This is a genomic window from Actinomadura sp. NPDC049753 (assembly GCF_040674655.1).
Classification (GTDB): Bacteria; Actinomycetota; Actinomycetes; order Streptosporangiales; family Streptosporangiaceae; genus Spirillospora; species Spirillospora verrucosospora.
In genome coordinates this window covers 1-5888 of record NZ_JBFARL010000321.1, presented here as the reverse complement: position 1 = coordinate 5888, position 5888 = coordinate 1, and the positions used below count along the sequence as shown (strand labels likewise).

6 protein-coding genes are annotated in these 5888 nt (G+C 71.8%); 2 read left to right on the top strand and 4 right to left on the bottom strand.

Translation table 11 applies throughout. From position 1 onward, the window contains the following. Positions 1-767 precede the first annotated feature (767 nt). Entirely contained in the window at positions 768-1529 is a 762-nt protein-coding gene (locus tag AB0K37_RS39790; protein ID WP_363990758.1) for an SDR family oxidoreductase, read from the bottom strand. Positions 1530-1705: 176 nt separating this feature from the next. Between AB0K37_RS39790 and AB0K37_RS39785 the strand changes: the two genes are divergently transcribed. Next, the gene (locus AB0K37_RS39785) at positions 1706-2062 is read left to right on the top strand and encodes a hypothetical protein (RefSeq protein WP_363990755.1); all 357 of its coding nucleotides are present in this window, start codon (positions 1706-1708) and stop codon (positions 2060-2062) included. 117 nt (positions 2063-2179) lie between these two features. Further along, entirely contained in the window at positions 2180-3133 is a 954-nt protein-coding gene (locus AB0K37_RS39780) for an enoyl-CoA hydratase/isomerase family protein (protein ID WP_363990753.1), read from the top strand. Positions 3134-3421: 288 nt separating this feature from the next. On the opposite strand, the gene AB0K37_RS39775 is transcribed toward AB0K37_RS39780, so the two are convergent. The 3 genes from AB0K37_RS39775 to AB0K37_RS39765 form a co-directional block, all read right to left on the bottom strand. Beyond that, positions 3422-3718: a hypothetical protein gene (locus AB0K37_RS39775; protein WP_363990751.1), complete on the bottom strand. Its 297-nt coding sequence runs from the start codon at positions 3716-3718 to the stop codon at positions 3422-3424. Between the two features lie 392 nt (positions 3719-4110). Then, positions 4111-4707, bottom strand: a complete 597-nt coding sequence (locus AB0K37_RS39770) for a muconolactone Delta-isomerase family protein (RefSeq protein ID WP_363990749.1) — start codon at positions 4705-4707, stop codon at positions 4111-4113. Between the two features lie 614 nt (positions 4708-5321). Continuing rightward, a partial coding sequence (locus AB0K37_RS39765) for a hypothetical protein (protein WP_363990747.1) occupies positions 5322-5888 on the bottom strand: 567 nt, incomplete at its 5' end.

Here is a 5888-nt window from a genome sequence, read left to right as displayed (position 1 = left end):
GGGGCGCCCCGCCACCGCGCCCCCCCCCCCCCGCCCCCGAAGCCGGTTCTGCCGGGTCAGGCGGCTGCAGCGAAGCCGGAGGCGGCCGGCGTGAGGGACGCCCTCTGGACCCGGTCGAGCTCACCCGAACCTTCTTCGACCGCATCGCCGCCCCCGGACGGCTGGGCCACCTCCTGAACACAAGGCCTCGCACCAACTCCGCCATCAAGATCATCCTCAGCGCCAACGACTGTCCGCAGGTTCCTCAACCCCGGACGACGACGAAACGTCTGTGGGGTGTTTTGGCAGGGCTGCTGACGGTGGGGCCGCGGTACGTCTTGGACCAGCTGCTGGAGGTGCCCGCGACGCCGTCCGCGACGCCATGACCGCGCACCCAGGGGCACGAAACGGTCCCGAGCTCCCCACACGACCAGCGCCGGCCGGTCCAGCCGGGCGAGCCGGGGTGCGAGGCCGCCTCCGATGTCCATCGGGACCGCGCGGTACATCCGGCGCAGCGCGCGCCGGGAATCGGGCCGAAACCCGCCGCCAGCTCGCGACGCGCCGCGCGGGGCAGCATGTCGAAGTACCAGAGCGCTGGGCTGAGAACGACCGTCCGAAACGCTCCCCGACCGCACCCGTCACTGGAGCGCGGAACAGCCGCCCGATCAGGTGCAAGCGCGCCATCTGGTTGATGATGCCCGTGTTGATCGTATCCCGACGCCCCAACTCTCTCCCGGCAGGCCGCCCGGGCGAGGCAGGGAGCTTCTGAAGCGGCGTGATCGGCCCGATCAGGTCCGGTGGATGAGCTGCTGGCCGCCGTCGATGTCGTACGTGGCGCCGGTGAGCGCGGTGTTGGCCATGAGATGCACGGCGAGGGCGGCGACGTCGGCGGGTCCGACGACGCGCTCGATCGGGAGCGTCGCGCGGAGCTGGTCACGGCGCGCTTCGAGGTCGTCGCCGAGCAGTTCGGCCGACAGCGGGGTGTCGACGAAACCGGCGGCGATGAGGTTGACCCTGATCGGCGCGACCTCGACCGCGAGGTTGGCGACCAGGGCGGGCAGCGCGGCGGTGCCCGCCGCGATGAGCGACAGGCCGGGGCCTCGGCTTCGGCCGCCGGTGCCGCCCATGAACAGCAGGGTGCCGCCGGGGCGCACCCGGCCGACGGCATGCTGGGCGACGGCGACGGCCAGCCACACGTGTCCGTCGAAATCGCGATGCGCCCGCTCGCGGTCGAGGTCGGCCAGGGGCGCGTAGTAGGGGCCGCCGGCCGTGACCATCACGTGGTCGATCGTTTCGGGCAGCGCTCCGAAGAACCGCGCGAGGGCGCCCGGATCGGTCGCGTCGAAGGCCGCGCTGTCCAGCGCGCCCACCTCGGCCGCCGCCCGCTTGAGGCGGTCGGGGTCGCGGCCGGCCACGATGACCGCCGCGCCCTCGGCACGGGCGCGGCGGGCGGTCTCGAGCCCGATGCCGCCGCTGCCTCCGATCACGACGACGGTCTGCCCGGTGAGCTCAGGCGGACGCTTGGCGGCGTCGGACGTTGCGGTGGTCATGATTCCTCCCCGTGTGCAGATCAGGCGGTCGGTGCTCGGTCCGGCCGGACCATGCAGCGTTCCTTCTCTCCTTTCCCGAATTCGGCGGGTCGTGCAGGATGCCACCGCCCTTCGACCGCCGCTGCGCGGCCATGCGCTTGGTCATCGGCCGAGCTCCTTCCATTAGGCGTAGATCGGTGCAGGTCCACGGTCGCGCCCGACCATGCCCGTCGCGCCCGTGGAACACCCTGGTCTGCGCTGTCGCGGACGCCGGCGTCGGCGCCGTCCTGCGCGGCAGCCTGACCGCCGTGATCTCCACTTCCGACCCGGACGACCGAGCCGGCGCTCTGGCGACGTTCTTCACCGCCGGCTACACCGGCGTCTCGCTGCCGGTGGTCGGTGTGGGACTGGTGTTGCAGCACCTCAGCCCCCAGGTCACGCTTCTGGTCTTCGCCCTGGCCGCCGCCTTGGGGATCCTGGCGGCTCCCGTCCTCGTCCGCCCGACCAAGCGACCGGCGGCCGTGCCGAGCCTGCGACGGACGAGGGTCCGATGATGCGTTGTGCCGGTGTTTCGGCGTCGACACCGAGGGCATCTCCGGCGAACCTTCTGACCGGCTGGAGTACGGGGCGCCGGCGAATGGCCTCAGGCGATCCGCAGACGACCAGGCCGCATGACCGGTCGAGGCCAGGATGCCAAGTGCCGTGGCGACCGTTCTCGCGCCTCATTCGGCGATCCGGATGCCGACCGACCGCCGCTGCGGGAGATCGACAAGGAGCGTTTCATGAGTACCGCAGAACAGTTCCATGTAAGCGAGGTGACCCGATCCTACTGGCGGGTGACTTTCGACAACGGCCCGGTGAACCTGATGGATCCGGACACCATCGAGCAGCTTGGCGAGCTCATCGAGCGTATCGAGGACGAGCCGGAACTCACGGTCGTGGTCTTCCGCAGCGACAAACCGGGCTACTTCATGGCGCACTGGGACTTCCTGTCCGACTCCGCCCGTGTGGCCGGGATGCCGCCCGGACCAACGGGCCTTCACCCGTACCTGGACAACTTCGTCCGGTTGAGCAAGCTGCCCTTGGCCACCATCTCGGAGATCCGCGGCCGCACCCGCGGCGCGGGCAGCGAATTCGTGCTCTCAACAGACATCCGCTTCGCATCCGAGAGCGCTGTCCTGGGCCAGTTCGAGGTCGGCGTGGGCAGCGTTCCGGGAGGCGGCGCCATGGCGCGCCTGGGGCGCCTGGTCGGCCGCGGGCGCGCACTGGAGATCCTGCTCGGCGGCGATGACATGCCGGCCCGTCTGGCGGCCGAGTACGGCTACGTGAATCGAGTCATCCCGGACGCCGACATCGACGCCTTCACCGACGCGTTCGCACGCCGTATCGCGGGCTTCGACAAGCTGGCCGTCGCCGGTATCAAGGGACTGGTGGATGCGGCCACCCTGCCGGCGAACGAGGAGTTCGCGCCCGGCCTGCAAGCGTACTTCGCCACCGCGGGACGCCCGGAGAACCGGCCGTTCGTCCAGCTACTCTTCGAAAACGGGCTCCAGCAACCCGACGGCATCGAGACCGACCTCGGTACGGCGATTGGGACGCTCCGCCAGAACCTCGAACGACCCTGACGCCGGAGCGCGAGCGCCCAGCGCAGCCTCGACCTCTCGCGCGACCTACCTGATGGTGTGGGGCGCCGCGTCATACGCGCTTCTCACCACTGACGGTCGTCGCGCGGCGGTTCCCACGCTGCAGAAGGCGATGACCGCGCTTACGGACAGGCCCGTGCAGGACCTCCGGTGGGGCTGGGCCAGCTGTGGCAGGGGCCCGCTTCTCTGGAACGAATGGGGTATGTGCGAGACGTCTGCCAAGACGGTCGAAGAGGTGTGGACGGCCGGCGCCCTGACCCGGCTCCGCGTCTATCTGACCTTGACGAGACCACCGCCTCGTTCATCGGCGAGTTCGCCGCCGCGGCCGCGCTCGTCGCCGAATCCGAGGCCGTTGCCACTGCGACGGGTGTGCCCATGGTTCGACACACCAAGCTCCTCTTGGCGGCGATGCAGGGCAAGGAGGCCGAAGCATCCCTGCTGATCGCCGACACGATCGAGCGGGCCGGCGCCGAGGGCCAGCTGAACGGGATCGCGAACGCTCAGCGCGCGGTCGCGGTCCTCTATAACGGCCTCACCCGTTACGAGCAGGCACCGCGGGCTGCCCAAGCCCGGGGCTCAGGAGGGTCGCCGAGACGGTCGTCGCCCAGTGGACGCTGCCCGAACTCATCGAGGCGGCGGCGCGCACCGGGGCCCACAAGGTGGCCCAGGGGGCGCTGGACGATCTGGGGGCCGCGACCGAACTGTGCGACACCGCCTGGGCGCAGGGAATCCTGGCGCGCTGCCGGGCATTCCTGTGTTCCGGCGGGCTCCCGAGAGCAGGGCGCCACTTTCCCGGCGCCAGGCCGGCCATGTGGACACTCCACACGTCCTCCCCGTTGCTCCGGCCATGGGGACACCAACCCGCCCGGCGGTGAATCGCTGAACAAGGAGGCCATCAGGCAAGATCGGAAACTGGCGGGAGGGCCTGCGTTCCTGGGAAGGCCCCTGGCCCGGGGTGCTCACGGGTCACTGGGGTGGCGCGTCAGGGGCACCGTCTCTGTGGTGAGCCAGGCAGCCAGCGGGAGCGACCGCAGGATGTCCCGCATCAGCTTGGCGTCGGCGGCCTGGAAGTGGCCGAGGTTGCGGCCGTGGCCGGGCAGGCTCCACAGGCGGATGAGGCTGCCTTCGGCGGCCAGTTCACGGGCGCGGGCGGCCTCGCGGGCGAACATCTCGTCGCGGGCCTGCGGGGTCGTCGCGTCCGGCACCTCGACGGTGAAGGTGACCAGGTACTCGCCGCCGTCCGCTGCGAGCGGGACCTTGCCGCGCCCCGGGTCGTTGGGGTGGGAGTCCAGCGCGGTGACCTGGTCGGTGCGCCAGACGCGCAGCGGCATCGCGGCGAGCGTCCGCTCGAGGTCATCTGGGCCGTCGGCGGCGAACAGCCCGATCGTGCGCCACTCTCCCGGCCCCAGCGGCGGCCGCCACAGGCGCAGCACCCGTCCCTGGGCGGCCAGGACGCGGGTGTTGGCGGTTTCGCGCGCCCGGATGTCGTCCACCTCGCGCGCCGGGGTTCCGTCCGGGACACGGGTGGTCATGGTGACCAGGTACTCGTGCTTCATGTTCTGCCTCCCTTGACGTCGGCATATTCAGCATCATGCCCATGGGCGTCCACTGGCGCCCGTGGCCCTCACTGGCCCCCGGGGACCAGCGAGACTCCCTGGCGCGACCCGCGGCCGGCCGCGCGAGCAGGCCGGAACCGAACTGCCGTCATGACATCCACCTACCACGCCGTGACCGTCCACAGGCCGGCGGCGGTTCGAGCTGGTCAAACGGGAGCGGCAGGCGCCGCCGCCGGGGAGGTACGCGTCGGTGTCGGGGCGTGCGGGATCTGCCACACCGACGCCCTCGCCGTGGACGGGCGATGTCCGAACAGTCACTGGACGGCGCCATGGCGCTCGTCACCGGTGCCAGCAGTGGAATCGGTGCCGCCACAGCGCGCCGCCCGGCGCGAAGGCGCGGCCGCCGCCCTGGTCGCCCGTTGCCGCGGGGTGTGGACTTCATCAGAGCGCGACGGATCGCTGTGGCACGCGGGTGGGTGGTGTAGGTGTAGTCGATGACGGCCCGGTGCCCGACTACGATCTGTCCACCGACGCGGTCGCCGAGCGCGCCGCTGCCACCAAGGCCGCCGGCCACCGCCCCTGCAAGCACTGCGGACGGCCGCGCCCCCGCAGCGTCAGCAGTCACGCCGAGTACTGCAGCGGCCCCGAGCACCACCGCGCACCACAAGGCCAGGCGCACGGCCGAGACCGCCTAGCTCGCGCCCACCCGAACGCTGCGCGGCGAGGCCGCGCATCTCGCCCAACTGCTCACCGCGTTCGAGGAACGCACCGGCGCGCTCACCGAACTCCTGAACGGCGCGGTCACCGACGCGACCGACCAGGCCGAGCAGGCACGCCACGAGGCGCAGACCGCGCGCCACCGCGCAGCTGGACACCGCCCACCAGGAGACCGCCGACTGCTGGAGGACCTGCAGACCGCACGCGCGCAGCTCGCCGACGAGCAGGCGCGGCACGCCGCCACCACCCGGCGCGCCGACGCAGCCGAGGCGGCCCTGACCGAGACCCGCGCCCAGCTCACCGACACCAGGCAGCAGGAGCGCACAGCGCAAGAGAACGCCGCAGAGCACGGCTGCGGCCGAGGACGCCGCCACCGCGGCCGCCGATGCGCATGAGGAAGCCACGCAGGCCCCGGTCGGCCTGCAGGCCGACCGCGCGGCCGCCGACGCGGCGATGGCCGAGGT